A 22,861-nucleotide genomic window follows, 5' to 3' on the forward strand; every position below is an offset into this window, starting at 1 on the left:
TGAGCTACGCCATTCGGGTTGTCCGCGCCATATGATCCCTCGGGTGTCGGTGAACCCAGCAGAACACCACTACGCCCAGGCCGCTGTCCGGCACTACAAGGACGGCGTCTTCCTCCAGGACGGCGCGCGGCTGCCCAACGCCGACCATCACTACGGCTTCGCGGTCGAGTGCGCTCTGAAGAGTCTGCTGCTCCGCTTCACCGCGGCCACGATGGATCCGAAGAAGCCCGGAGGGCTGCCGTCCAAGTCCCCCTGGATCAAGGACCCGGCGACGGGCAGGGCCGCCCACACCTACAGTCACCTGCCGTGGGTGGCCACCGATGTGGCTCTGCTGACGCACGGCAGGTCGGCGACCCGGCTGTCCGCCGCGCTCGGCGGGCTGACCGCGTTCGACGCGTGGGCGGTCGACGACCGTTATCTCGACGGCAGCGGCGTCGTGGAGGCGGACGTCGAACAGCGGCGTACCGTGGCCAAGGACATTCTCGGCCTGCACGAGCAGGCACTGATCACCGGAAGGCTGCCGTGACGCTCGCCTCCGAACCGGCTGGCCGGCCGGTCCGCTTCGCCGAGGCGCGGCCACGCGCACTGGCACTGGCCCACGAGATCGCGGACGCGGGCGTGGACGTCCTGGTCGTACGCGACGTCCTGGGGCGTTTCACCCTCATCGTCGACGACCGCACGCGGCCCCTGCCGCCCGCTCTGGAGGACCCCGAGGCCGGCTACGGCCCGCGTCTCGTGCGGGAGCTGGGCCGGTATGCCGCGGACCGCCCGCTCATGGCGGCGTCCGGTCTCTTCTCGGCGGACGGCCTGCTGGGGTCCGAGCGAGCCGTGAAGGACCCGGAGCGCCCGGGGGGACGTGTCCGGATCCTCGACAACACCGTGGTCGGCGAGGACTGGGCGCAGGTGTCCACTCCCGCTCCCGAAGCGGACGGCTCCCGCACCCACCGCACCGCGCTCTACGGCTTCAAGGGCGGTGTCGGACGCAGCACGGCGACCGCCGTCCTGGCCCGCCATCTGGCCGACCAGGGCCACATCGTGCTCGTCGTCGACCTGGACCTGGAGTCGCCGGGCGTGGGCCCGCTGGTCGCCGAAGGCACGGAACTGCCCGCCCACGGCGTCATCGACCTGCTCGTGGAGTCGGCCGTCGGCAACGCGGAGGGGCTGGACCATGTGGTCCGCACCGGGTACGCACCCCGTGGCGGGCGCGGCGAGCTCTGGGTGTCGCCTGCCCGCGGCCGGGGCGCGCCGGGTGTCCCCTACGCCTATGTCGAAAAGCTCAACCGCGCGTACGCGGACGTCCCCGGCGCCGACTTCGCCGACCGGCTGGAGCAGGCCGTGCGCGCCTGCGAGGAGGCGGTGGCCCGGGACGGCGAAAGCGGCCGGCGCCCCGATGTCGTCCTGCTCGACAGCCGGGCCGGGATCCACGACATCGCGGCGGTCATCATCTCCCGCCTGTGCGACCTGGCCCTGCTGTTCGGCACGGACAACGCCCAGACCTGGGAGGGCTACGGGGACCTGTTCGAGGCCTGGCTCACGTCGGGGCAGGCGCCGGCCGTCCGCGACAAGCTCCGCATGGTGGCCTCGATGGTCCCGGACTCTCCGCTGCGCCCCCAGGGGGCCTACCTCCAGTCGTTCCGCGAGCATGCCTGGGAGTGCTTCGCGCTGCTCTACGACGACGATGTCGTCGACCCGGAGACCAACGCACTGGACCCCGACACGTTCTCCCCCTTCCTGGAGGACGAGTCGGCTCCGCACCACCCCATCCCCATCCTGTTCGAGCCGGGGTTGGTCGGTCTGGACGCCGTCACCGCGCCCGGCTGGCAGGACCGTGCCTTCGTGCAGGCCGCGTACCGGGACTTCCTGCCCACCGCCACTCTTCTGATCACCGCAGATCCGCAGAACAGCGAAGGACCGCGATGAACACCCCCGCACTGGGCGTCCAGGAGTACCGCGACCTTCTGGCGGCGGCCCTGCCGGAGGCGCACGACGCCGACACCGCCGAGCCGAGCGTCCAGAGCCTGTTCACGCCGGACACCCACCGTGCGGCTCTGTACGTCGACAGCACGGTGGTCCGCGGTGGCCGAGGCGTCGGCAAGACCTTCTGGTACCGCTCGCTGCAGGACGAGAACCTGCGGGAGATCGCGGCTCAGGAGTACGGGATCGAACGCCTGCGCCGCGTGAACGTGTCGCGCGGATACGGGGCCGCCCTGGAGCCCCACCTGTACCCCGGGTCGGGCAATCTGCGGCAGCTGGTCGAGGAGGGCGTCCGCCCCTACGACCTCTGGTACGCCGTGCTGCTGACCGCCTTCGGCCAGCCCGAGCTGCGGGAGCTTCCCGAATGGCGGGACAAGGCCGCCTGGGTGCGCAACAACCCCGGCGCGGTCGAGCGCACGGTGCAGCGCGTCGACAAGGAGGCGCAGGAGAACCGCGTCACCCACCTGATCCTCTTCGACGCCCTGGAGCATCTGCACCGGGTCCGCGCGCAGGCCGACCGGCTCGTGAGCGGCATCCTGGAGCTGGCGCTCGCGATGCGTCTGGGCACCCGCAGCATCCGCTTCAAGGTGTTCATCCGCCCCGACATGTACGACGGTGCGCTGCTGCACTTCCCCGACGCCTCCAAACTGACGTCGAACGCGGCGGCCCTGACGTGGTCCCGTGCCAATCTGTACGGCCTGCTCTTCCACACCCTGGGCAATCACGACGGCGACCTCGCGACCCGCTTCCGGCAGCTCACCGGCGGCTGGCAGTCCGAGGCCGACGGCCGACGCCATGTTCCGCCCGCGCTCCTCAGCGGCGACGAGCAGTTCCAGACCGAGCAGTTCACCCTGATCGCCGGCCCCTACATGGGCTCCAACTTCCGTAAGGGACACACCTTCACCTGGCTCCCCAACCACCTGATGGACGGGGTCGAGCAGGTCAGCCCGCGCAGTTTCCTGAGCGCGTTGCAGAAGGCCCTGGCGGAGACCCGGGACCAGTACGCGGGCCATGAGTTCGCGCTCCATCACGAAGGGATCCGGCGTGGGGTGCAGACGGCATCGGAGACGCGGGTCGCCGAGGTCGGCGAGGACATGCCGTGGGTGAGGCGGGCGATCGAACCGCTGGCGGGCCGCCAGGTGCCGGTCGAGCAGGAGAAGGTGGAGGCTCTGTGGGAGGAGTCCCGGCTCGTGGAAGCCTTGCGCAAGGAGGCCGAGCGGTACGTGCCCGGCGACCCCGCCGACGAGACGCTGGTCCGCACCGGCCCGCGTCATCCGGAGAACCCGGAGCTGCTGATCGAGGAGTTGATCTCGCTGGGCGTGATGCGTCGCCGCCGTGACGGCCGGATCGACCTGCCGGACGTCTACCGCATCGCCTTCAACGTGGGCCGCAAGGGGGGCGTGCCGAGGGTGGCCGGCTGACGCCGGTCCGCTCAGCCGTGGTCCGTCAGCGGCGGTGCGGCGACCACGGCCCACACGGTCTTGCCGCGCCCGCCCGGACGCGGGACGACGCCCCACGTCTCGCAGAGCGCGGCCACGAGGATCAGCCCACGTCCGTGTTCCGCGTCGGGTTCGGCGGACTCCTGCCCGGGCAACCGCTCCCCGCGGGTGTACGGCCCGTCTCTGATGCCCTGACCTCAGGACTGCCAGAGGCCGTGAGCTCTCATCGGACGGGGAAGGCGGTGCATGCCGGACACAGGTTCTCGTCGCCGACCGGGCGGAAGAGTCTGGGTTGGATGTGGCGGCCTTCGCATTCGCGGGTGCCTGTCAGGCGGGCGGAGAGGCGGGGGCCGGGGGTGCGGTCCGGGGACGTGGGGCTGGGGCTTGGGCTGGGGGTGGTGGCGGGCGGCGGTGGGACCTCGCGGAGGAGGTGTCGGAGCAGGCCGCCGGGGCGGTGGACAGGGGTGCCGTCGTTGGGGAGGCCGCGAAGGATGTGCGTGCGGATGACGGTGGGCGGGTGTCCCGCTTCCAGCCAGCGGGCGGTGAGGGCGGTCAGCTCCGCCCGCATGGGGTGGGGGATGTGACGCAGGTCGGGGGAGAGGGTCGGGTAGGCGGCGACGAGGGTGGTGGCGGCGGCGAGGGTTTCCGGGCTCGGCTCCGGGCTCGGTTCCGGGCTTGCGGGTGTGCCGGTGGGGGGTTTGGGGGGACGGTTGGGGGTGTTCTCAGGGGTGTCGCCATGGGGATAACCGTCGGTGGGCGGAGGAGTCGGGTCGCCGACGGTCGGGGATGGGGGACTCGGCGCGACCTGCGGCGATACGGACGATGCCGGTGCTACGGGCATCCGCGCGAGGATCTTGGCGGCCTCGGCGGCGACCAACGGGACGCTGGAGACGAGCTGTTGGGTGACCCAGTGGCCGCCGGGCCCCTGAAGGCGGCGCTCGTGCACGAAGCCTTCGTCTTTGAGCTGGCGCTTGGCGCGGGTGAAGGCGGTCGCTCCGATGTTGGCGCGTTCGGCGGTGCGCGAGAGGGGTTCGCGCGCTCCCTCGGGGAGGGAGAGCTGCCAGGTGAGGAGTCGAACGGCGTCGGAGGAGAGCCGGGGATGCCGGATGAGGTCGTGGGAGAACTGAGTGAAGGCGCGCGGGGGCGCGATATGGTGACGGTAAATCACGGTGGAGCCTCGATATCCACTGGTGGTTCAGGCCCTCGCGAACGGTTGCACCCGTTGCGAGGGCCGTATTCGTGCTGACGGTACAGCACGGAGCGTGTGCACCTGGACGCGTTGAGTGAAGAAAGCTTTTCGCGGGGCCTTCACCCACACGAACCAACTTGTGTCGTTCGAACTGCTGTTGAGCAGGGCCGCTCCTAACCTGCGATCACAGACAGGGGAGTCGCGAGGGAGCGAGGCGGGGTGGGCAGTGGCGCGGACTCGGGCGCGGGTGGCGCGGAGCCTGAGGCGGACGGGGACTTCCTGCGCGGCTTCGGGCGTCAGATGAAGCTGATGCGGGAGGTGGCCGGGCTCACGCAGGCGCAGTTGGGGGATCGGGTCGGATACGGCGAGGCCCAGATCGCGCCCGTCAGGCCGAGCAGGAACTGCGGCTCACAGACGTAGCCAATTGCGCAGGCAAGAGACCTGGACGCCCGTCACGCGGGTACCAGTCCGCGAAGTCCTCGTCGCACCACAGCCCGTCGAGGCGGTCTCTCACCCATATAGCTGTGGACGAGGAAGAGCCGCCGACGGCCGTGGCCACTCCCACTGACCCAGGTCAGCCGCCGCACCACCACCGAGGCCCGGCGTCCCGTTCCACCGGGGACGCCGGGCCTCGGCGCGTGCTGGGACCCGTTCCGCGCCCTCCATACCCCACACCCCGCACGGCACGCGCCGCCATCTCCTATGCAACGGCCGGTATGTCAAAGGCGGATGCGAGAAAGTCAGATCATATGATGGGCGTTTGATGGGTGCGGGGTGCGGGGTGCTGTCGATCAGCGGCGCACGACACCGAGGGGCGGGCGCAGAGCATGGGACAGCACGGAGCCGACTCACCGCAGGGCGGTACTCCGGATCTCAAGGCGACCGCCGGCGACCTGACGAAGCTCGCGGGCGACCTCGGCGACATGCGTGATCACCTGGACGGACAGGTCACACGCATGGACGCGATCGTGGACCGGATCGAAGCGGGCTGGCGCGGCCCGGCAGGGTCGGCGTACCGCGACTTCCATCGTGCGGCTGCCGAGGACGCCGTACGCATCCGGGAAGTCGTGAAGCTGCTGGAGGAGGCAGTACGGCTCAGCCGGGACGGTTTCTCCGAGACCGATCTCGATGTGCTCGCCGGGATGCGCCAGGTCAGCGTGGACGTCGACAGCGAGGTCGACAGGCTCTCCACGCCGAACGTGGAGGGGGCGACGCCTCCGCGCAGCAGTTTCGACGAGTACTGACAGGCCACGCCCGCCACGCTTCGAGCGGCCGACGCGGACGTCACCAAGGGGGAACATGTCGAACGGGCCGGCACCCGAGGAGCAGATCACCGTCTCCTTCGCGGCGCTTCAGGAACTGGCCACCGACCTGGAGGACATTCTCAAGAAGCTCAACGAGAAGCTGGAGGCGCTCTACGGCCGGGTGGAGCCTGTGGTGTTGTCGTGGAAGGGCGAGACCAGAGAGGTCTTCGTCGACAAGCTCGACGAGTGGGACCGGTCGGCCCAGGATTTGCAAGCGGCCCAGAAGTGGCTGCACGAATTCGTCACCACCGGGCAGCTCAACTACACGGCGGCGCATCGGGCGGTGCTGCGCGGCTGGGGTGCGCTCTGATGGCCACACCGGTTCCGGCGCCTTCCGCGAGTCCGACCCCCACCCCGTCCACGGGGGGAGGCGTGCCCCAGCCCTCCGGCTCCGGCGGTGCGGGCCCGACGCCGCATCCGTCGCCCGGCGGCCTCACCGACCCCGCCGGTAAGGACATCTCCCGTGGCGACACGGGCTCGGACCGCCACCGACGCGCCGCTGAACTGCAGGCGATGAAGCCCGCACCGCCGGGCAACATCGTCGGTTTCGACGTCCAGCCACAGCACGTGCATTACGCCTCGTACATGTTGCGCAACGCACAGTACGACTTCGCCGGCCAGGCCACGAAGCTGGTGGAGGGGCTCGACGGTTACGAGCACGCGGTCGGCTGTGGCACCGGACCCGAGGCCTTCGCCAAGGCCTACGCCGACACCGCCGTCCTCTTCCTCGAGGTATGGAACAGGACGACGCAAGGCGTCGGCGGCGCTGCGGTCGGCCTCACGGTCACCGCGAACAACTACGTCCGGGCGGACCACACCCTCCACCCCCTGATCCCGGTGCCGGCGACGAAGAACCCGCCGGACGTCCTGAAGAGCGCCCGTGCGTCCGGGTCCGTCGCCGAACTCGGCTGGGGCAACGCCCAGGGTGAGGACGGCTGGGGCAACGCGGTCATCGATGAAGTCTCGGGTGCCGTAGCCACGGTCGGGGCCGAGATCCTCCGCCCGATCCTCAGTCATGCCCTGCGCCACGGCAAGGTCGCGGACATCACGCCCGGCGGCGACGACGTCGCCCTGCCGGAGATCGCCAAGGTCTGGCGACAGGCCGCCAAGGACGCCAAGACTTCCGCGGAGGCCTTCGACGACGCCATCGCCTACATCACCAACCCTGCGATGGGGAACGACGAGTGGCAGAGCGCGATGAAGCAGTTCTGCTCGGCGATGTGGGGGACTACGGCGTGGGGCAAGGAGCATCACGGCTACAAGTGGGCCCACAAGGAGGGCAAGCAGCCCGCTCTCGACGTTCTGCAGGACACCGCGCGGGATGTGGCGACGGCGTGCGACGCGGTCAGTGCGGAAGTGACGAAGATCCGATCCATCATCGTCGACGTCTACAAGGACGCGGCGACCAAGACCTTCGCGGTGAAGAGTTTCAAGGATCTCCTCGAACTGATCGGCGAGCTCCCCGCGCTGGCGGCGGAGTTCATCACGAACGTCGACACGGGCCGCCTGAACACTGCGGTGGACTCCTACAACCGCGAGATACACAGCCTCGGCGACGGGCTGGCGAAGCTGAAGCCAGCGCTGGAGGAGGCCAAGAACAGCGTCCCCACCTACTCTGCGGAAGAGGCACGGGCCGAGGCATTCGGGGCTCGCTCGCTCAATGACTTCAAGGGACAGCCGCTCTACACGGTTGCAGGGGAGGACAAGGACAACCATTTCTACACGGTTGACCTGGCGAACCAGGAGGGCGTGCATGGAAGCCATGTGATCGACAAGCATGTCGGGCAGTCCGACGCGCAACTCGTGAACCGACTGAGGGACCAGCCGGGAATCGCCGCCGCTTCGACGTTCACGAACCTTGCCACAGCCCAAAAGGCGACGCAGACCGCCATGGACGAGATCGGTCCGTCCAACACTCCTGCGAACGCCGGCAAACCTAATGCCGGGGTCAATAATCCAGAGAAGATTGAGAAGTGGCTCTCGCGGCCACGGTCCGACAGCTCGAAGCTCGAACTGGACCCCGTGGAGTTCGACTATGTCACGGGAAGAACAATCCCGAGCGGTTCGACGACTGCTCATGAAACCCACAGCGTCAAGGTGATTCTCAAATACAAAAACGGTATCGATCCGCCTTACGTTGTCCTTACTTCCATGCCCAAGTGATCTGTGTACCCGAGTGAGTGATGTCCATGAGCGTAGGAACTCTGCCCGAGTGTGCGTCCACCCTGTTCGACCCGCTTTGCGCCGTCGTCTGTCTGACCCCCAGGAGTCATGAGGATTGGGCTGACGACCTGGTGGCCTTCACTCGCGGTGACGGTGGCGGGGAGAGCGTCGGTGTTGATCCGGTCCCGATGTTCGAGGCTGTGACCGGTGAGCTCGTGAGGCAGAACCTCATGCCGGTCACGTCAGAAGGTGCAGAGGAGTTGCTGAAGTTCCTCGCGGTGGGATCCTTCTACGAGGGGCCGGATCCGTCGCTTCGTGAAGCGGATGAGGTCAGGGACGGCTGTGTTCGCGATGTCCTGGCCTCGGTCGGCGATTCCGTCGAATTCTTCACGAATCATGGTCACGCCGAGGACGGCCCGGACGCGGAGTTCCTGGTGCCCGGCTTCTACTGGAATTCCCTTGCCGTCACGCTCTACGACGTCTGCCTGATCGGGGTTACGTCGGAACGGCTGCTGGTGGCCTGGAGATTCGAGGACGCCTGAAGGGAAACCAAGGACCGAAGGTTCGCGGCACATCCCAGGAAGGGCGGCCTTCCAAATCTTCATCCAGTCGAATGGGCGTTCCGTGACGCCTCGTACCTTCCCAGTGAAAGTGGTGGCATGTCCGAGACGACTCCTGGGCGTACCCGAACGTCGACGTACCCCGACCGGGAGACCGCCCAGTGGGCCACCCAGCATGTGGTCACCGCCAACGAGCAGCTCATCCACCGCTGGCTCGCCCGGTCCACCCGGGCGCGTCTGACCGTCGAGGCGTCGTGGCCGTCGCGGGAGGGGCCGGTGGGGCGGGTGTTGCTGACCGCCTACCTGCGCCAGACCTGGCACAGCCGGCCATGGGCCCTCGCCGTCGCCGAGCGCCAGTTGCGGGAGTACGCGGACCATCCGCCGGGACGGCTGAGGCTGCGCCTGGGCGAGTTCTACCCTGTGCCCGACGTCGGTCTGCCGGACAGCGAGATCCAGCAGTGGCTGTACTGCCTGGCCGACCACATCAGGCTCAGCGTCGAGCAGGGCGAGGTGCCGCCTCCGTCCACCCCGGCGACGCACTGGGAGTGGCGCGCCCGCTTCCCCGAACTCGGGCAGTTCCTCGGCGGCTGGTTCTCCCAGAACATGCCCGACGGGTTCGCCGGTCACGACGCGGCGGTCGACGACTACCGGGCGACGACCGACGCTCAGGTGGTCGCCAGGCTGGTCGGCGAGCTCCATGAACTGCTCGCCCTCGACCTGGACGAGCCCGACTACGCGCTGGCCCTGGCCGAGCTGGGAATGGAGGTCGACCCACCGGCTCCGTACGCGCCGAGCGGCTGGCTGGAGCTGATCGCCCACCGGCTGGCCGGCCCACGCGCCGTGTACGCACCGGACACGACGCAGAACCGAGAGTGACTCTCCCGGCGGACGAGCTGGGACCGCTCCTCGACGGCCTCTCGTCCGAACTGCGCGTCTGCCTTTGATCTTGGCCGGGTCAGCACTGTGCGCATGCGCTTACGGGGCACCGGCTGTCGCTCGATGTACTGCTGTGCGACGGTCGGCGGCGCCCCGCCGCGGCGGCGACGCGCGCGGGACGCGCTGAGTGAAGAGCGTGGTACAGCGTGGTACGACCTATGCCCCCCACCCCGCGCGGGCCGCGTCGTCAGGTCTCCAGCGTGTCCAGTGCCCCCAGTTGGGCCATCAGGCCCAGGCGGTCGTACTGCCACCAGGTCTCGGCGATCCTGCCGTCGTCGTCGAACCGGCAGATGGTCGTCCCGGTCATGGTGACCTCCCGGCCGGTGGGTGCGAGACCCATGAACTCACCGTGGTGCGTCGCGTCGAACGTCCAGCGGGTGCACACGCGGTCGTCCTCGGAGATCTGGTCCTCGACCGTGAACGAGATGGAGAAACCGGCGCGCCACATCTCGACCTCGCGCCGCATCGCGTCCATGCCGATCACGTCCTGCACGTTGGACGGATCATGGTGGTGGTAGTCCTGCGCCAGCAGACCGTCGAGCGGCGCCAGCTCGCCCGGGGCGGCCAGCGTCTCCAAGAACCGCCGCGCCGTCGCCGCGAACAGCCGCTCGTCCCGCACGACGTCGAGATCGGTGAACGTGGGCATCTCGTCGCACAGGGCCACCAGCTCCTCGAAGACCTTGCCGGTCTCCGGAAGGTTCGAGTTGCGCATCGCCTCCTCGTACGAGGGGAACTCCACGATCTCGATGAAGTGCGAAGCGTCGGAGCGGTCCTTGCCGACCACCGCGTGCGTGGCGGTCCGCTTTCCCTTGGTCTGCTCGACCCATGTGTCCATCAGCCGGTCCATCTCGTCGAACCGGCTCGTCTTGCAGTCGATGAGCTGTACGAACGTCATGACGTCGCCTCCGGCCCCCCTGGGCGGTGTTCAGACACGCCCATCTTCCCACCGGAGCGCCGACGCCACCCGTCCACCCACAGGCCCGCGACGGGGGCCGGTGCTTGCTACCGAGGCCCGTACTTGCGCCCCGTCCTCGAGCTGACGCCGCCCAGCAGCGACCGCGGGGTCACCTTCACCAGCCCCATCAGCGCCTTGTACCGCGGGTCGGGGATCGACACCGACTTCCCGCGCGCCAGATCGTGCAGCGCCGCCGCGACCAGTTTGTCCGCGTCCAGCCACATCCACCCGGGGATGTTGTCCGTGCCCATCCCGGCCCGCTCGTGGAACTCCGTGCGCACGAAGCCCGGGCACAGGGCCATCAGGCGCACGCCCGTACCGGCCAGGTCCTTCGCCGCGCCCTGCGTGAACTGCACGACCCACGCCTTGGACGCCCCGTACGTCCCGCGCGGCACGAACGCCGCCACCGAGGCCACGTTGACGACACCCCCGCGCCCGCGCTCCCGCATCGTGGCCGCCGCCGCGGACGTCAGCCGCAGCACCGCCTCGCAGTGCACCTTGAGCATGGTCAGCTCGTCCGCCATGGAGACGTCCAGGTAGCGGCCCTTGTTGCCGAATCCGGCGTTGTTGACCAGCAGGTCGACCGGGTTCTTGCGGTCGCCGAGGCGGACGGCCACCGCCTCGATGCCCTCGTCCGTCGCCAGGTCGGCCGTCAGCACCTCCGCCTCGATGCCGTGCCGGTCGTGCAACTCGGTCGCCTGTTCGCGCAGCCGCTTGGTGTCCCGCGCGACGAGGACGAGATCATGCCCGTCCGCCGCCAGTCTGCGGGCGAACGCGGCGCCGATGCCCGCGGTCGAACCCGTGATGAGAGCCGTTGTCATGACAGAAGGTTAGTGACCCGGAGCGGGTCCGTCCGCTCTCTGCACGCGCCCTTCCGAAGGTGAAGGCCACGTGAGCACCGATCCCCCGTCAGGCCTCACTCTCCGTGCCGCGCCAGATACTTCCGGGCCGCGGCCAGCGTCTCCGGATGCAGGGCGTCGCCCGCCGCGAGCGTGCGGGGCAGCAGCTCCCGGTGCGTGGTGACGGCCTGGAACTGCATACGGGCCGTCACGTCGTGATCCGGCCGGTGGACGATCTCCACCGCGTCCCCCGCGCGGATCCCGCCCGGCGTGATCACCCGCAGGTACGCGCCCGTGGCCGCCCTCTCCGTGAACCGCCGGACCCAGCGCCGCTCGCCCAGATGCCCCTGGAAGGTGAGGCACGGTATGCGTCCGGCACTCACCTCCAGCACCACCTCGGAGCCGATCCGCCAGCGCTCGCCGATCCGTGCGCCGGACACGTCGAGCCCCGTGGTGGTGAGGTTCTCGCCGAACGCGCCGGAAGCCAGCGTGCGCCCCAGCTCGCGCTCCCACGCGTCGAGGTCCTCGCGCGCGAAGGCGTACACCGCCTGGTCGTCGCCGCCGTGATGGCGCAGGTCGCACACCGCGTCCCCGGCGAGGCCGCTCGCCCCGACGCCCTTCGGACCGGGCGCGGACACCCGCACGGGCCCCTCGACCGGCTGCTTGTCGATGCCGGTCAGGCCCTGGGGCTGGTCGGTGTACGGCACGGCCTCAGGGCGGCCCAGATTGACGGACAGAAGCCTCATGGCGGCACGATAAGCGACCGGGTGTCAAAGTGTCGACGCATTATTCGCACGGAGCCCCAAGCCTCCCTTATGCTCGGCGCATGATCGAGGCCCGTCATCTCCGTGTCCTGCGCGCCGTCGCCGCCACCGGCTCCTTCTCGGCGGCGGGGCGGGAGCTGGGGTGCACCCAGCCGGCCGTGAGCCAGCAGATGAAGGCGCTGGAGGCGTCGGTCGGCACTCCGCTGCTGGTCCGCAGCGGCCGCGAGATGCGGCTGACCCAGGCGGGCGAGGCCCTCGTGCGGCACGCGGCCGGGATCCTGTCGGGCCTGACCGCCGCGGAGGAGGAGGTCGCGGCCATCGCCGGCCTGCGTGCCGGCCGGGTCCGCCTGGTGTCCTTCCCCAGCGGCAGTTCCACCCTCGTCCCGACCGCTCTCGCCGCCCTGCGCGCCGCTCACCCCGGCACCCGCGTCTCCCTCGAGGAGGCGGAGCCGCCGCAGTCGGTGCGACTGCTGCGGGAGGGCGACTGCGACATCGCCCTGGCCTTCCGCTACGAACGCGCGATCCCCGGCGGCGCGCCCGAGGGAGGCCCGGAACGGGCGCCGGTTCCCGAGCAAGGCGGCCCCGGTCCGGTCCGGCCGGGCGGCACCGGCCCTGGCCCCGGCGTCGGCCCTGGCCCAGGCACCCGAGACCTTGGCGACGACGAATGGGACGACCTGGTCGTGCGGCCGGTGCTGACGGACCGTCTGGTGGCCCTCGTCCCCGAACGGCACCGCCTCGCCCGCACCGGATCCTCGGACGCCGTCGCCATCGGCGACCTCGCCGACGAGCCGTGGATCGCCGGCTGCCCGCGCTGCCGAGGCCAGCTGGTCCGGGTGTGCGAGAGCGCGGGCTTCACGCCCCGCATCGACTTCGCGACCGACGACTACCTGGCGGTGGTCGGCCTGGTCGGCGCCGGCCTGGGCGTGGCCGTCCTGCCCCAGCTCGCGATCGACTCCGTGCGCCCCCGCGGCGTCCGGGCACTGACGCTGGAACCAGCGGTGCGGCGGGAGATCGTCGCGCTCACCCTGCCCGACCTGGCCCACGTGCCGGCGGTGACGGCCACCCTGGAGCAACTGGGGCGTGCCGCGGCCCGCTCATGACGTAGCCGGTCACTTATGACCCAGCCGGCCGCTGAAAGGAAACGGAGGGCACGCGCGTGTGCCCTCCGTTTTCTGAAGAAACGTTCCTTCATGTGTTCGAAGCGGGGTCTCTCGCGCCCGACGACGCCGAGACCAGGCGGTTGCGCGCCCGCCCCATGAGCTCTTCGCGCTCGTCCTCGGTCAACCCGCCCCACACGCCGTACGGCTCGCGCACCGCCAGCGCGTGCGCCGCGCACTGTGCGCGGACCGGGCACCTCATGCAGACCTCCTTGGCCGAGTTCTCTCGAGCGCTCCGAGCCGCCCCGCGCTCGCCCTCCGGATGGAAGAAGAGCGAGCTGTCCACTCCGCGGCAGGCAGCCAGGAGCTGCCAGTCCCACAGATCCGCGTTCGGTCCGGGAAGGCGGGAGAAATCTGCCATTGCGTGACCCCTTGTAGCCGTTCAGAGCGGATACGGTGCCCACGACCGTACAACTACGATCTAAGGAGATGAAAATATGACTCATTGCGAATCTAGCCTCAGACACCAGCAAAAGGGAAGAAATAGGGCCAAACGGGGCACTGCTTGTGATGAAAGCTTGAGGGTCCGTGTGGCTGACTCCTCTGTGTCCGCGCCCTCACGTAGAGTGCCGAAGAATGCACGCGGCCCCGTAACTCTTTCGAGTGACCGTCGTTGAGTGAGCGGTGGCGGTTGAGAAGACAAACGCTCGGGCAGGCGTCCGAGCGGTCGACCGCACAGGTGACGATTTCGTACCAGCCTGGAGGCACAAGGTGACGCGCATCAGCTGCGGAGGGCGACCATGACTTCCGTCCTCGTCTGCGACGACTCCCCGCTTGCCCGAGAGGCGCTCCGCCGCGCGGTCGCGACCGTGCCCGGCGTCGAGCGCGTGACGACGGCGGCCAACGGCGAGGAAGTCCTCCGCCGCTGGGGTGCCGACCGCTCGGACCTGATTCTGATGGACGTGCGCATGCCCGGACTGGGCGGCGTCGAGACCGTACGGCGGCTGCTGTCCGCCGACCCCGGCGCCCGCATCATCATGCTGACCGTCGCCGAGGACCTCGACGGCGTGGCCCTCGCGGTCGCGGCCGGCGCCCGCGGCTACCTGCACAAGGACGCCTCGCGCGCGGAGCTGCGGGCGACCGTCACCCAGGCCCTCGCCGACCCGACCTGGCGGCTCGCCCCGCGGAGGCTGCGCTCGGCCGAGATGGGCGCGGCGCCCACGCTCACCGCGCGTGAGATCCAGGTCCTCGAAGGCATGAGCCACGGCCGCTCCAACGCGGAGATCGGCCGTGAGCTGTTCCTCTCCGAGGACACCGTCAAGACGCACGCGCGACGGCTGTTCAAGAAGCTCGGCGCCTCGGACCGCGCACACGCGGTGGCCCTCGGCTTCCGCTGGGGCCTGGTCCGCTAGGACGCCGTCCCGCCGGGTCATGCCCCGGCCGGCGCGGCGCCGCCGTACCGGCAGCTGCATGGTCGCGCTCACGGTCGGGCCCGCGTCGGGTTCCCGGCCCCCGGCCCGGCCCGGCCCGGCTCGGCTGCGGCCGTTGGCCTCGCAGATGCGGTCGATGGCCCTCCGACCTCGGGTCAACAACGCCACGACCTCAGGGCAACCGCTCGGCGACCTCGGGGCAACCGCTTGGCGACCTCAGGACAACCGCTCGGGGACCTCGGGGCAACCGCTCGGCGACCTCGGGGCAATGGCTTCGCAGCCTTGCGGCACCAGCGTCACAGCCTTCGGCCAGTGGCTCCACGGCCCTCGGGCTGGTGGCTCACGGTCTTCGGTCCGGTGGCTTGCCGCCTTCGGGCTCGCGGCCTCACGGCTTGCGGCGCGATGGCTTCACGGCCCTCGGCCCGATGGCTTCACGGTCTTGCGGTCCGGCGGCCTTACGGTCTCTCTCGGGCCGGTGGCCTTGCGGTCTTTCGGCTCGGCGGCTGCTCCGTCTGCGGGCCGGGGGCGCCGCGGTTTCGCCCGGTGACTGCACGGCCTTCGGGTCGGCGGCCTCGCGGCTCCGGACAGGGCCCGGCACCGGGCGATCCCGGGCCGGACGGCGCTGTCCGCGGTGGTCCGGCCATCGCGGTCGGCATGACGCTTTGGCGGTCCGGAGCGGTCGCGGGTGACATCGGCCATTCGGACGGCGATTCACTGAGGGGAGTGGGCTCATGAGCGAACCTCCCTGGTCAAGGGCGGTCCGGAGGGCGGGTGAGACGCCCAGCCGCCGCACCTCGGGCGGCCTTGGCGAGGAGTCCCGGCGGACGCCCGCTGCTCGTTTCGCCGCGGATGCCGCATCCTTGAGGTGTGGAGTTCCTCGGGGACGAGTCGGGCGAGCGGAAGGGGAGGGCGCAGGGGATGACTTCCGGCGCACCTGCTCATAACGCTTCGGTGCACAACGACGGGCACGGTGCCGCGGCCGGTCCGGCCGCAGTGCACCATGGACCGATGCGCGAGGACGAGGCGGTCACTGCCGTGGGGACGATCGGGGCACTCGTCCATCGCGCCGTGGACGGCGACGAGCAGGCCACGCACGACCTGCTGGCCCACGTCCACCCCCTGGCACTGCGCTACTGCCGCACACGGCTGTCCCGGCTGCCCGGCGACGCGCGCCACTTCGTGGAGGACCTCGCCCAGGAGGTCTGCGTCGCGGTCCTCCTCGCCCTGCCCCGCTACCGGGACACCGGGCGGCCCTTCGAGGCCTTCGTCTTCGCCATCGCCGCACACAAGGTCGCCGACCTGCAGCGGGCGGCCATGCGCCACCCGGGCTCGACGGCGGTCCCCTCCGACGAGATGCCCGAACGTCCCGACGACTCCCTCGGTCCCGAGGAGCGCGCCCTGCTCAGCAGTGACGCCGAGTGGGCGAAGAAGCTCATGGCCAACCTGCCCGAGAACCAGCGGGAACTGCTTCTGCTGCGCATCGCGGTGGGCCTCACCGCAGAGGAGACCGGCCAGATGTTGGGAATGTCACCCGGAGCGGTCCGGGTTGCCCAGCACCGCGCGCTGAGCCGGCTGCGGGCGCTCGCCGAGCAGTAGGCGGCCGGGCCGCCGGGTGTGTCGAAGACGCCCCGGCGGCCCGGAGAGAGCGCTTTCGCCGCCGGCCGGGCCGTCGGTGAACGGACGGCTCGCGTTCTCCGTACGAACACACGAAGCCCGGAGTCACGCTCGTTCGTGGAATTCGGGCGGTGCGCTTCCCGTTAGCATGGACATCCGCACCGATCAAGGCCATTTGGGGAAGGTGTCATGACTGCAAACGTCGACGGAGTGCCCGGCAAATTCGCGACCCTCGGGCTCACCTACGACGACGTGCTGCTGCTGCCGGGCGCATCCGAGGTGCTCCCGAACGCGGTCGACACCTCGTCCCGCATCTCTCGCAATGTTCGCGTCAACATCCCGCTGCTGTCGGCGGCGATGGACAAGGTGACCGAGTCGCGCATGGCGATCGCGATGGCCCGCCAGGGCGGCGTCGGCGTGCTGCACCGGAACCTGTCCATCGAGGACCAGGTCAACCAGGTCGACCTGGTGAAGCGTTCCGAGTCCGGCATGGTCACCGACCCGATCACGGTGAACCCGGACGCGACGCTCGCCGACGCCGACGCGCTGTGCGCCAAGTTCCGCATCAGCGGCGTGCCGGTCACCGACGGCGGAGGCAAGCTGCTCGGCATCGTCACCAACCGCGACATGGCCTTCGAGTCCGACCGCTCGCGGCAGGTGCGCGAGGTCATGACCCCGATGCCGCTGGTCACCGGCACGGTGGGCATCTCCGGCGTCGAGGCCATGGAGCTGCTGCGCAAGCACAAGATCGAGAAGCTTCCCCTGGTCGACGAGGCGGGTCTCCTCAAGGGCCTCATCACGGTCAAGGACTTCGTCAAGGCCGAGCAGTACCCCCGGGCCGCCAAGGACGGCGAGGGCCGGCTGCTCGTCGGCGCGGCGGTCGGCGCCAGCCCCGAGGCGCTGGAGCGCGCCCAGGCCCTCGCCGAGGCCGGCGTGGACTTCCTGGTCGTCGACACCTCGCACGGCCACAACAGCAACGCCCTCAGCTGGATGTCGAAGATCAAGTCGAGCGTCCGTGTGGACGTGATCGGCGGCAACGTCGCCACCCGTGACGGCGCCCAGGCCCTGATCGACGCGGGCGTGGACGGCATCAAGGTCGGCGTCGGGCCCGGCTCGATCTGCACCACCCGGGTGGTCGCCGGCATCGGCGTCCCGCAGGTCACGGCGATCTACGAGGCCTCCCTCGCGGCCCGTCCGGCGGGCATCCCGCTGATCGGGGACGGCGGACTGCAGTACTCCGGCGACATCGGCAAGGCGCTGGCCGCCGGCGCCGACGCCGTGATGCTGGGCAGCCTTCTCGCCGGCTGCGAGGAGTCGCCCGGCGAGCTGCAGTTCATCAACGGCAAGCAGTTCAAGTCGTACCGCGGCATGGGCTCGCTGGGCGCCATGCAGTCCCGCGGCCAGGCCAGGTCGTACTCCAAGGACCGCTACTTCCAGGCGGAGGTCGCGGCCGACGACAAGCTCGTGCCCGAGGGCATCGAGGGACAGGTCCCCTACCGCGGCCCCCTCGGCAACGTGCTGCACCAGCTCGTCGGCGGACTCCGTCAGACCATGGGCTACGTGGGCGCCGCCACCATCGAGGAGATGGAGAGCAAGGGCCGCTTCGTCCGGATCACCTCCGCGGGCCTCAAGGAGAGCCACCCGCACGACATCCAGATGACGGTCGAGGCGCCGAACTACAGCAGCAAGTAGACGCGCGAGCAATTGAGCAGGCGCTGACGCGCGCGTGAGACGCGACAAGGGCGGTCCCGGGACATCCGGGGCCGCCCTTGTCGTAGCCGTCGGCGATACTGGAGGACGCTGCAACGCATCAGGGAAAGGCCACACACGTGACTGAGATCGAGATCGGGCGCGGCAAGCGCGGCCGCCGGGCGTACGCCTTCGACGACATCGCCGTCGTCCCCAGCCGCCGTACGCGGGACCCGAAGGAGGTCTCGATCGCCTGGCAGATCGACGCCTACCGGTTCGAGCTGCCCTTCCTGGCCGCCCCCATGGACTCGGTCGTCTCCCCGGCCACCGCGATCCGCATCGGTGAGCTGGGCGGTCTCGGCGTCCTCAACCTCGAGGGCCTGTGGACGCGGCACGACGACCCGCAGCCGCTGCTCGACGAGATCGTCGGGCTGGACGCGGACACCGCGACCCGTCGCCTCCAGGAGATCTACGCGGCACCCATCAAGGAGGAGCTGATCGGGCAGCGCATCAAGGAGGTGCGCGACTCGGGCGTGGTCACCGCCGCCGCGCTGTCCCCGCAGCGCACGGCCCAGTTCTCCAAGGCCGTCGTCGACGCGGGCGTGGATATTTTCGTCATCCGCGGTACGACAGTGTCGGCGGAGCACGTCTCCGGTTCGCACGAGCCGCTGAACCTGAAGCAGTTCATCTACGAGCTCGACGTCCCAGTGATCGTCGGCGGCTGCGCCACCTACACGGCGGCCCTGCACCTGATGCGCACGGGCGCGGCGGGCGTCCTGGTCGGCTTCGGCGGCGGCGCGGCGCACACCACCCGCAACGTGCTGGGCATCCAGGTTCCGATGGCGACCGCGGTCGCCGACGTGGCGGCCGCCCGCCGCGACTACATGGACGAGTCCGGCGGCCGGTACGTGCACGTCATCGCGGACGGCGGCGTCGGCTGGTCCGGCGACCTCCCCAAGGCGATCGCCTGCGGCGCCGACTCGGTGATGATGGGCTCGCCGCTCGCGCGCGCGACCGACGCGCCGGGCCGCGGCAACCACTGGGGCATGGAGGCCGTCAACGAGGAGCTGCCGCGCGGCAAGAAGGTCGACCTCGGCACGGTCGGCACGATCGAGGAGGTCCTGACGGGCCCCTCGCACACCCCCGACGGCTCGATGAACTTCTTCGGCGCCCTGCGCCGCGCGATGGCCACGACCGGCTACAGCGAACTGAAGGAGTTCCAGCGCGTCGAGGTCACGGTGGCGGACTCGGTGCACCGGCGGTAGTCCCACACGTCGCACACGGACACGGACACGGACAGCTGAAAGGGGCCGGTCATCTCACCCCGGGTGAGATGACCGGCCCCTTTCGCATGCCCGACGCACGGGCCGACCGGGGCGCGTGGTGGGGACGAGGGGGCGCGCGGTTGCGTTCGGGTCGAATCCGGGCTGGTCAGGGGGGTCGCGGGCGATAGCGTCCGGTCGGCGCCCCAGTTGTGTGGGGTGCCCCCTTCCAAGGACATGTGTTCCGGACCCCGGCCCTCGGGGCCCGGCCCGAGTTCCTGAACGTGCCGCACCCCGGGTCATGGGCGGCGTCGTGGAAGGTGGCGTCCATGGGACGCCACCGCAAGCCCACCCGCTGAGACCGACTCCGTCTTCGGACGGTGCAGTGCCGGAGGAGGCGGATCTTGCGTCTTTTCGGATGGTGAGCGGCCGCCCCCAAACACACTAGGGGCGGACACTCCGTGATCCATCCTGGAGCCTGCCGCAGTGCCCCTGCGGTGGGCTCCACCTGCTTCGGATGGTGAGCGGCCGCCCCCAAACACTCTAGGGGCGGACACTCCGTGATCCATCCTGGAGCCTGCCGCAGTGACTGCTGCGGCAGGCTCAGCTTGTTTCCACCGGATAGGCCGGAGGGTGCCCCGGCCTTCAGGCCGGGGGTGAATCCGGTTTCCCGCGTAGCGGGGCAGGAGAAGCCGGATCGCCGTCAGGGCGATCCGGCGTCCCGGAGGCTTCGGTAGCACGTCGCACTACGGAGATCAGCCATGAGTTCAGAGAGCGGTCGTCAGCCGCAGCAGCAGCCACGGCGAGTGCGTGCACGTCGTCGGGAAGGCGGAGGTTCACATGCTTCGTCATGGTCCCATTCTGGCATCGGCTCCAATGTGAAGCTATGATGGGACCATGAGTCGTTTCCGGATGTACCCGACGCGCGAGCAGGCGGAGCAGATTCTGCTGCACTGCGCGCACGCCCGGTACGTCTGGAACCTCGCCGTCGAGCAGCACTCCCACTGGCGCAGGTGGCGCAAGTCCGCCCCCGGTTTCGCCGAGCAGTGCCGCCAGCTCACCGAAGCCCGACACGACAACGAATGGCTCGGCACGGGCAACGCCGACGTACAGCAGCAGGCCCTCAAGGACTTCGCCAAGGCCAAGAACGCCCGCTTCACCTCAGGGTTCGGCGAGCCGACCTGGCGCAAAAAGTTCCGTCACGAAGGCTTCCGCGTCATCGGCACCGACCGCGTGCCCGAGTGCAACGAGGACGGCTCGCCGAAGCTGAACACGAAGACCGGCAAGCAGGTCATGGGCCGCTCCGTCGTGGTGCAGAAGCTGAACCGGCGCTGGGCCCAGGTGAAGGTGCCCGGCTGCGGCTGGGTCCGCTTCCGCCTCACCCGCGACCTGCCCAGCGCGAAGACGTTTCGGGTCACGTTCAGGAACGGCCAGTGGCACGTTGCGTTCGCCGTCATCCCCGAGCCGATCGACGCCCCGGGCACGGGCGAGGTCATCGGCATCGACCGGGGCGTGAAGATCACCGCCGCCCTGTCCGACGGCCGCACCCTCAACTGCCCGCAGCTCACTGTCAAGGAACGTGCCCAGGTCCGCAAGCACGAGCGGCGCGCGGCACGGGCGAAGAAGGGCAGCCCCGAGAAGACGGCCGAGTACGCCAAGGCCGCCAAGTTCAAGGCCCGTGAGGCGAACCGGCGCAAGGACTGGTGCGAGAAGACCTCGACGATGCTCGCCCGCTCGTATGACCTGGTGCGGTTCGAGAAGCTGAACGTCAAGACGATGACCCGCTCGGCGAAGGGGACCGTCGAGCAGCCCGGCAAGAACGTCGCTCAGAAGTCCGGCCTGAACCGGGCGATCCTCGCCCAGGGCTGGGGTCTTCTGCGGCAGCGCACCGAGCACAAGGCCCCCGGCCGCGTCGAAGACGTGCCCGCCCCCTACACGAGTCTGCGGTGCAGTGCCTGCGGATGGATCGACAAGAACTCGCGCAAGAGCCAAGCCGAGTTCGTCTGCTCCTCCTGCGGCTTCACCTGCAACGCGGACACCAACGCCAGTATCAACGTCGCGGCAGGACAGGGCGGGATTCCCCGCCCCCGGCGATCAGCCGGTGCCGGAAGGATGACACCCCCCAAGGGGTCGAGCGTCCGTGAACCTCAGCCCATATGGGTTGGAATCCCCCTCTTTTAAGAGGGGGAGGATGTCAACGTACTGGCGCGGGACTCCTCGTGCCAGCAGCACCGGAGGCCTGCGCGGCCGTGTGCGCCCCGGTCTCACAACCGGTGCGCCGCCCCCGTGGGCGTGGCGCCCCGCGTGTCCAGCAGCAGTTGCGCCTTCACCGACAGGCCCTGGAGGTCGTACGTCCGGTGCTGCTGGAGGAGGATCGTCAGGTCGGCGTCGGCGGCGGCCTCGTAGAAGGAGTCGGCGCGCGGCACCGGGCGGTCCAGGACGCTCCAGGACGGGACGTGCGGGTCGTGGTAGCTGACGGCGGCGCCGAGCTCCATGAGGCGGGTCGCGATCTCGCGCGCGGGGGTGTTCTGCTGGTCGGCGAGGTCGGGCTTGTAGGTGACGCCGAGCAGCAGCACGCGCGCGCCCCGCGCCGACTTGCCGTGCTCGTTGAGGAGGGCGGCGGCGCGCTGGACGACGTAGCGGGGCATGCGGTTGTTGACCTGTTGGGCGAGTTCCACCATGCGCAGCGTGCTGCCGGGCCGGCCGGCGCGGTCCAGGGGGACGGAGTGGCCGCCGACGCCGGGGCCGGGGCGGAAGGACTCGAAGCCGAAGGGCTTGGTCTCCGCGCAGCGGACGACGTCCCACAGGTCGACGCCCAGGTCGTGGCAGAGGACGGCCATCTCGTTGACGAGGGCGATGTTGACGTGCCGGAAGTTGGTCTCCAGGAGCTGCACGGTCTCGGCCTCCCGCAGGCCACGCGCGCGTACCACCTTGTCGGTGAGCCGGCCGTAGAAGGCGGCGGCGGACTCGGTGCAGGCGGGGGTGAGGCCCCCGATGACCTTCGGGGTGTTGGCCGGGGTGAAGGCGCGGCTGCCGGGGTCGACCCGGCTGGGGGAGTGGGCGAGGTGGAAGTCGCGGCCCGCGCGGAGGCCGGACGTCTCCTCCAGCAGAGGCAGCAGGAATTCCTCGGTGGCCCCGGGGTACACGGCTGACTCCAGGATCACGGTGGTGTGCGGGCGCAGGTGCCCGGCGAGGGTGCGGGCGGCCGTTTCCACCTGGCTCAGGTCGAGCCGGCCGTCGGTGTCGCGCGGGGTCGGGGCGCAGATGACGGCGGTGCGGACCCGGCCCAGTTCCGCGGGGTCGGTGGCGATCCGGAAGCCCCCCGAGAGCATCCGGCGCAGTTCGGCGGGACTCAGCGAGCCGGCTTCGGGGCCGGTGCGGTAGCCGACGGTGGGGATGCCGGCGGCCACGGCGGCCTGGGCCAGGGGGAGGCCGAGCGGGCCGAGTCCGATGACGGCGAGATCTGCGGGCATGGCGTATGCCGTCCTTCCCAGTAACCGAGGTGGGACAGGTGCGCAAGCCCGGTGGACAGGATGGGCGAGCGCAATGTCAGACTAGGAGTAAATATGACCGTTATGTGGGATTGATCGACTGTGTTGACCGGCTGTGTCGACCGGCTGTGTCGAGGGCCGTGTTCCCCGGCGTT

General features: G+C 70.0%; 23 protein-coding genes. 15 read left to right on the forward strand and 8 right to left on the reverse strand.

The window, feature by feature from the left end; genetic code table 11:
* Positions 1 to 43: 43 nt before the first annotated feature.
* The 3 genes from QA802_RS25625 to QA802_RS25635 are packed head-to-tail and all read left to right on the forward strand — an operon-like array spanning position 44 to position 3,395.
* Entirely contained in the window at positions 44 to 526 is a 483-nt protein-coding gene (locus tag QA802_RS25625) for a hypothetical protein (RefSeq protein ID WP_319164343.1), read from the forward strand.
* Complete coding sequence (locus QA802_RS25630) at positions 523 to 1,920, forward strand: KGGVGR-motif variant AAA ATPase (RefSeq protein ID WP_319164344.1); 1,398 nt, start codon at positions 523 to 525, stop codon at positions 1,918 to 1,920. The genes QA802_RS25625 and QA802_RS25630 overlap by 4 nt, the downstream gene beginning before the upstream one ends.
* Positions 1,917 to 3,395, forward strand: coding sequence for a hypothetical protein (locus QA802_RS25635; protein ID WP_334527035.1), 1,479 nt, complete (start codon positions 1,917 to 1,919; stop codon positions 3,393 to 3,395). The genes QA802_RS25630 and QA802_RS25635 overlap by 4 nt, the downstream gene beginning before the upstream one ends.
* An 11-nt stretch (positions 3,396 to 3,406) precedes the next feature.
* Here the strand turns inward: QA802_RS25635 and QA802_RS25640 are convergent, their stop codons facing one another.
* Together QA802_RS25640 and QA802_RS25645 are read right to left on the reverse strand one after the other, a co-directional pair.
* Positions 3,407 to 3,568, reverse strand: a complete 162-nt coding sequence (locus QA802_RS25640; protein WP_334527037.1) for an ATP-binding protein — start codon at positions 3,566 to 3,568, stop codon at positions 3,407 to 3,409.
* Between the two features lie 68 nt (positions 3,569 to 3,636).
* Positions 3,637 to 4,581, reverse strand: a complete 945-nt coding sequence (locus tag QA802_RS25645) for a hypothetical protein (protein WP_334527039.1) — start codon at positions 4,579 to 4,581, stop codon at positions 3,637 to 3,639.
* A 240-nt stretch (positions 4,582 to 4,821) separates the two neighbouring features.
* On the opposite strand from QA802_RS25645, the gene QA802_RS25650 reads away from it, so the two are divergent.
* The 6 genes from QA802_RS25650 to QA802_RS25675 all read left to right on the forward strand — a co-directional run bounded on the left by QA802_RS25650 (position 4,822) and on the right by QA802_RS25675 (position 9,505).
* Positions 4,822 to 5,022: a helix-turn-helix domain-containing protein gene (locus tag QA802_RS25650; protein WP_334527041.1), complete on the forward strand. Its 201-nt coding sequence runs from the start codon at positions 4,822 to 4,824 to the stop codon at positions 5,020 to 5,022.
* Between the two features lie 407 nt (positions 5,023 to 5,429).
* The gene (locus QA802_RS25655) at positions 5,430 to 5,846 is read left to right on the forward strand and encodes a WXG100 family type VII secretion target (RefSeq protein ID WP_334527044.1); all 417 of its coding nucleotides are present in this window, start codon (positions 5,430 to 5,432) and stop codon (positions 5,844 to 5,846) included.
* 55 nt (positions 5,847 to 5,901) lie between these two features.
* Complete coding sequence (locus QA802_RS25660; RefSeq protein WP_334527047.1) at positions 5,902 to 6,216, forward strand: WXG100 family type VII secretion target; 315 nt, start codon at positions 5,902 to 5,904, stop codon at positions 6,214 to 6,216.
* 62 nt (positions 6,217 to 6,278) lie between these two features.
* Positions 6,279 to 8,069 (forward strand): RNase A-like domain-containing protein, encoded by a 1,791-nt coding sequence (locus tag QA802_RS25665; RefSeq protein WP_334527050.1) that lies wholly within the window; start codon positions 6,279 to 6,281, stop codon positions 8,067 to 8,069.
* A 26-nt stretch (positions 8,070 to 8,095) separates the two neighbouring features.
* Positions 8,096 to 8,611, forward strand: a complete 516-nt coding sequence (locus tag QA802_RS25670) for a hypothetical protein (RefSeq protein WP_334527053.1) — start codon at positions 8,096 to 8,098, stop codon at positions 8,609 to 8,611.
* Positions 8,612 to 8,728: 117 nt separating this feature from the next.
* Positions 8,729 to 9,505, forward strand: coding sequence for a contact-dependent growth inhibition system immunity protein (locus tag QA802_RS25675; RefSeq protein WP_334527056.1), 777 nt, complete (start codon positions 8,729 to 8,731; stop codon positions 9,503 to 9,505).
* Positions 9,506 to 9,752: 247 nt separating this feature from the next.
* Here QA802_RS25675 and QA802_RS25680 read toward each other — a convergent pair whose 3' ends face one another.
* The 3 genes from QA802_RS25680 to QA802_RS25690 form a co-directional block, all read right to left on the reverse strand.
* Positions 9,753 to 10,460, reverse strand: a complete 708-nt coding sequence (locus QA802_RS25680; RefSeq protein ID WP_334527059.1) for an ester cyclase — start codon at positions 10,458 to 10,460, stop codon at positions 9,753 to 9,755.
* A 107-nt stretch (positions 10,461 to 10,567) separates the two neighbouring features.
* Positions 10,568 to 11,341 carry an SDR family NAD(P)-dependent oxidoreductase gene (locus QA802_RS25685; protein WP_334527062.1) on the reverse strand — a complete coding sequence of 258 codons (774 nt, stop codon included), beginning with the start codon at positions 11,339 to 11,341 and terminating at the stop codon, positions 10,568 to 10,570.
* Positions 11,342 to 11,436: 95 nt separating this feature from the next.
* Entirely contained in the window at positions 11,437 to 12,105 is a 669-nt protein-coding gene (locus tag QA802_RS25690; RefSeq protein ID WP_334527065.1) for an MOSC domain-containing protein, read from the reverse strand.
* Positions 12,106 to 12,185: 80 nt separating this feature from the next.
* On the opposite strand from QA802_RS25690, the gene QA802_RS25695 reads away from it, so the two are divergent.
* Positions 12,186 to 13,223, forward strand: coding sequence for a LysR family transcriptional regulator (locus tag QA802_RS25695; RefSeq protein ID WP_334527067.1), 1,038 nt, complete (start codon positions 12,186 to 12,188; stop codon positions 13,221 to 13,223).
* 88 nt (positions 13,224 to 13,311) lie between these two features.
* Here QA802_RS25695 and QA802_RS25700 read toward each other — a convergent pair whose 3' ends face one another.
* Positions 13,312 to 13,641, reverse strand: a complete 330-nt coding sequence (locus tag QA802_RS25700; protein WP_319164355.1) for a WhiB family transcriptional regulator — start codon at positions 13,639 to 13,641, stop codon at positions 13,312 to 13,314.
* Positions 13,642 to 14,020: 379 nt separating this feature from the next.
* Here QA802_RS25700 and QA802_RS25705 point away from each other — a divergent pair, with 379 nt between their 5' ends.
* From QA802_RS25705 to QA802_RS25720, 4 genes are all read left to right on the forward strand, one after another.
* Positions 14,021 to 14,632, forward strand: a complete 612-nt coding sequence (locus tag QA802_RS25705; protein WP_003948568.1) for a response regulator transcription factor — start codon at positions 14,021 to 14,023, stop codon at positions 14,630 to 14,632.
* Positions 14,633 to 15,658: 1,026 nt separating this feature from the next.
* Positions 15,659 to 16,246 (forward strand): sigma-70 family RNA polymerase sigma factor, encoded by a 588-nt coding sequence (locus QA802_RS25710; protein ID WP_319164356.1) that lies wholly within the window; start codon positions 15,659 to 15,661, stop codon positions 16,244 to 16,246.
* Positions 16,247 to 16,453: 207 nt separating this feature from the next.
* Positions 16,454 to 17,956 carry an IMP dehydrogenase gene (gene guaB, locus QA802_RS25715; protein WP_334527075.1) on the forward strand — a complete coding sequence of 501 codons (1,503 nt, stop codon included), beginning with the start codon at positions 16,454 to 16,456 and terminating at the stop codon, positions 17,954 to 17,956.
* A gap of 137 nt (positions 17,957 to 18,093) precedes the next feature.
* Positions 18,094 to 19,218, forward strand: a complete 1,125-nt coding sequence (locus QA802_RS25720) for a GuaB3 family IMP dehydrogenase-related protein (RefSeq protein WP_319164358.1) — start codon at positions 18,094 to 18,096, stop codon at positions 19,216 to 19,218.
* 642 nt (positions 19,219 to 19,860) lie between these two features.
* On the opposite strand, the gene QA802_RS25725 is transcribed toward QA802_RS25720, so the two are convergent.
* Complete coding sequence (locus tag QA802_RS25725) at positions 19,861 to 20,067, reverse strand: toxin-antitoxin system HicB family antitoxin (protein WP_319168940.1); 207 nt, start codon at positions 20,065 to 20,067, stop codon at positions 19,861 to 19,863.
* Positions 20,068 to 20,112: 45 nt separating this feature from the next.
* Between QA802_RS25725 and QA802_RS25730 the strand changes: the two genes are divergently transcribed.
* The gene (locus QA802_RS25730; RefSeq protein WP_334527077.1) at positions 20,113 to 21,396 is read left to right on the forward strand and encodes an RNA-guided endonuclease InsQ/TnpB family protein; all 1,284 of its coding nucleotides are present in this window, start codon (positions 20,113 to 20,115) and stop codon (positions 21,394 to 21,396) included.
* A gap of 83 nt (positions 21,397 to 21,479) precedes the next feature.
* On the opposite strand, the gene QA802_RS25735 is transcribed toward QA802_RS25730, so the two are convergent.
* Positions 21,480 to 22,688, reverse strand: a complete 1,209-nt coding sequence (locus QA802_RS25735; RefSeq protein ID WP_334527079.1) for a nucleotide sugar dehydrogenase — start codon at positions 22,686 to 22,688, stop codon at positions 21,480 to 21,482.
* Between the last annotated feature and the right edge of the window lie 173 nt (positions 22,689 to 22,861).

The sequence above is a fragment of the Streptomyces sp. B21-105 genome (assembly GCF_036898465.1).
GTDB lineage: Bacteria > Actinomycetota > Actinomycetes > Streptomycetales > Streptomycetaceae > Streptomyces.